Annotated in this window: 2 protein-coding genes; both read left to right on the top strand. The window is 69.8% G+C overall.

Features of this window, described 5'->3' with window-relative positions; translation table 11 throughout:
* Positions 1–147: 147 nt before the first annotated feature.
* Positions 148–2,547: a 2OG-Fe(II) oxygenase gene (locus ACIOFR_RS41990; RefSeq protein WP_401006069.1), complete on the top strand. Its 2,400-nt coding sequence runs from the start codon at positions 148–150 to the stop codon at positions 2,545–2,547.
* 336 nt (positions 2,548–2,883) lie between these two features.
* Positions 2,884–2,999, top strand: a 116-nt coding sequence (locus ACIOFR_RS41985; protein WP_401006071.1) for an IPT/TIG domain-containing protein, incomplete at its 3' end; no start/stop codon positions are given.

Below are 2,999 nucleotides of genomic sequence, written 5' to 3'. Positions count from 1 at the left end.
CCTGCAGTACCGGCCCGACACCCTCGACGGCTTCATAGCCGGCACCGGCCTGACCCTCGACACCCCAACCTCACCCTGACCAGCCGAAGTCAGTAGGGTCTCCGGGACAGGCCATACGGCACGCTGCACCCCTGGGGACAAAACAGTATGGGACACGGAGCGCGGAAGCAGCTAGCGGAGCTGCTCGGCGACGCACAGCGGCGCGGGAACTTCAGCACCCGTATCGAGATGTCGGCCCGCGCGCTGCGCATCGAGGTCGACGGGGTGGGGGAACTGCAGCTGCCGCTGCGTGCACCGGTCACCAAAAAACTGATCGCGCAGGCCCGGCAGGCATCCTTCGGCCGGGGCGAGCAGACCCTGTCCGACACCAGCGTCCGCGACACCTGGGAGATCACCCCGGACCGCATCACGCTCGGCGGCACCGACTGGGACCGCACCCTGGACAGCGTCCTCGACGGTGTCCGCGCCGCGCTCGGTCTGCCGCCCACCACCGTCTTACGTGCCGAGCCGCACGCGCTGCTCGTCTACGGCAAGGGCCAGTTCTTCCTGCCGCACCAAGACTCCGAGAAGGACGACTTTATGGTGGGCACCCTGGTCGTCTCGCTGCCCTCACACCACACCGGCGGCGAACTCGTCGTCTCGCACGCCGGCCGCAGCGTCGTCCACCAGGCGTCCCGGGAGAAGCTGACCTTCGCCGCCTTCTACGCGGACTGCCTGCACGAGGTCAAGCCCGTCAAGTCCGGCTACCGCGTCACCCTCACCATGAACCTCCTCGCTGAACGCATCTGCCCGGCCGGCGAAGACGACGGGGGCTCGGTCGCCGACCTGACCCGCTGCCTGACCGAACACTTCACCAAGCCGGCCGAAGAGCGCCACGCCTACGGCCGGCAGAAGGCCGCGCCTCCGAACCGCCTCGTGTACCTCCTAGACCACGAGTACACCCAGCGCGGCCTGGACTGGGACCGCCTCAAGGGAGCCGACGCCACCCGCACCACCCTGCTCCGCCAGGCCGCCGCAGAGGCGGACTGCGAAGCGGTCCTCGCGTTGGCTGAGGTGAAGGAGTCCTGGGAGGCGCATGCGCCGTACGATCGCTACGACTACTACGGTGAGGTCGAGCACTACGACGACTGCGAGGACGAGGAGTGCGAGGGTGAATGCCTCCTGGACCCCGACGGGGAACCCGGTGCCGAGCGCCGCCGCAGCGGCGACTTCTCCAACTACGAACTGAACGAGCTGATCGACGACGAGATCACGCTGAGCTGGTGGACCCGCCCGGACGGCACCGGTGGCGAGCAGATCAACCTGCCCGTCGCGTACGCCGAGGTGTGCGCCACCACCGAGAACAAGGACCTGACGCCCTACCAGTCCGAGTACGAGGGCTACATGGGCAACTACGGCAACACCCTCGACCGCTGGTACCGGCGGGCCGCTGTGGTCCTGTGGCCTCGGCAGCGGTCGTTCACGGCCCGCGCCGAGGCCGGCTCCGAGGGCGCACTGCGGGAACTTCAGGGCCGCCTGGATGCCGGAGACCTCGACCGGGCGCGCACGCTCGCCCGGTCGCTCGCCCCGTTCTGGAAGCACCACGGTTCGGGCGAGGCAGCCGCGGCGCTCTTCGCAGCCGCCCTGCCCGTCGCGGTGGGACTGCGGGAAGCGGACACTGCCACGATGCTCCTCGCGCCTTTCGGGGTGGAGACCCTGGGAGAGCGGCACGCCCCGGGTCTCGCGGCAGCGGCCGCGGGGTACGGAAGGACGTGGGCCCGCGGGGCCGTCAGCAGCTGGTTCGGCACGGTTGGCGCGTACACCGGGGCCGACCGCGCGGCGTGGCTCGAATCGCTGCCCAGCCTGTGCACCGCACTGCAGGCCGCCGACGGCGATGGGGACGCGATGGCCTCGCCGCTGGCCGAGGGTGCCTGGCAAGCAGTCGAGCAGCAGCTCACCAGCTGGCTCGGCGTCGGCCGCGAGACGGAGCGCCGCACAGGAATGGAGGGGCTCGGCGCATCACTGGCCCGCGTCCTGCAGGCGGCAGGGCCCGAGACCGCCGACACCATCGCCGCCACGCTGCGCGGCCTGCCGGACACCGCCCTGGAATGCCTGCTCCCCGCCCTGCGTGCAGCGGCCCGCCACCAGACAACCGTCCGCGATGGCGCACCCGCCGACCGCGCCTTCCAGACCCTCGCCGACCACTGTGAGGGCCGGCTCACCGCGGCCCTCACCCGCCCCGTACGCGCGGCCGACGACTGGTCCCTCACCCCGGCCGGGACATGCCGGACCGGCTGCGGACTCTGCCCCGACTTGGACGCCTTCCTCACCTCCCGTACCCGCCACGTCATGGAGTGGCCGCTCGCGAAGGACGGACGCCGCCACCTCCACAGCCGCATCGACCAGGCCGGCCTGCCCGTCTCCCACACCACCCGGCGCCAGGGACGCCCCTACGTCCTGGTCCTGACCAAGACAAAAGCTGTCTTCACTCGCGAACAGGCGACCCGCACACGCGCCGAGACCGACCTCGCGTGGCTGCGGGACAAATGGCCCCGGTCGCGCGGCTGAGGGTGGCTGTTGACGTCGGACGTTGATGTCAGGGCGAAAGTCCTGGCCTGCGACTTCCGCGGCAGCCCCCGACAGATCACAGTGGTCGTCAAGGCCGTCCTGACCTTGCAGTACCTGATCCGTGATCCCTCGAGACGAACAAGAACGAGACCACATCGTGACACTCCGCCCGGCCAGGGATCGTCTCCTTCAGAAGAAGTCGATCACCACCCCCAACCTAGGACGGAGCATCAACTCTCACCCCGCCAAGGCCCGCTCACCTGCGAGAACGAAGTTGGGACACGCTCATTGGTGTTCGGCTGATAGGCGGTCGGTGGTGACGGTAGACCGTCGGGCATGCGATACGCGGATGGGGGGCTGATCACCATCACCGGCAGCGGCTTCGACTCGCAGAGCATGGTCGACTTCGGTACCGTCCCGTGCGTGCCGCCCAACGCCGTCAGTGACACCCA

This window comes from Kitasatospora sp. NPDC088346 (genome assembly GCF_044740765.1).
In the GTDB taxonomy this organism is placed as follows: Bacteria; Actinomycetota; Actinomycetes; order Streptomycetales; family Streptomycetaceae; genus Kitasatospora.
The sequence above is the reverse complement of the archived record's forward strand: the minus strand, read 5'-3'. Positions and strand labels throughout refer to the sequence as shown.

Bases quoted from the DNA above. Each gene is read 5' to 3' on its own strand.
- ACIOFR_RS41990 (WP_401006069.1), top strand. From the start codon at position 148: ATGGGACACGGAGCGCGGAAGCAGCTAGCGGAGCTGCTCGGCGACGCA.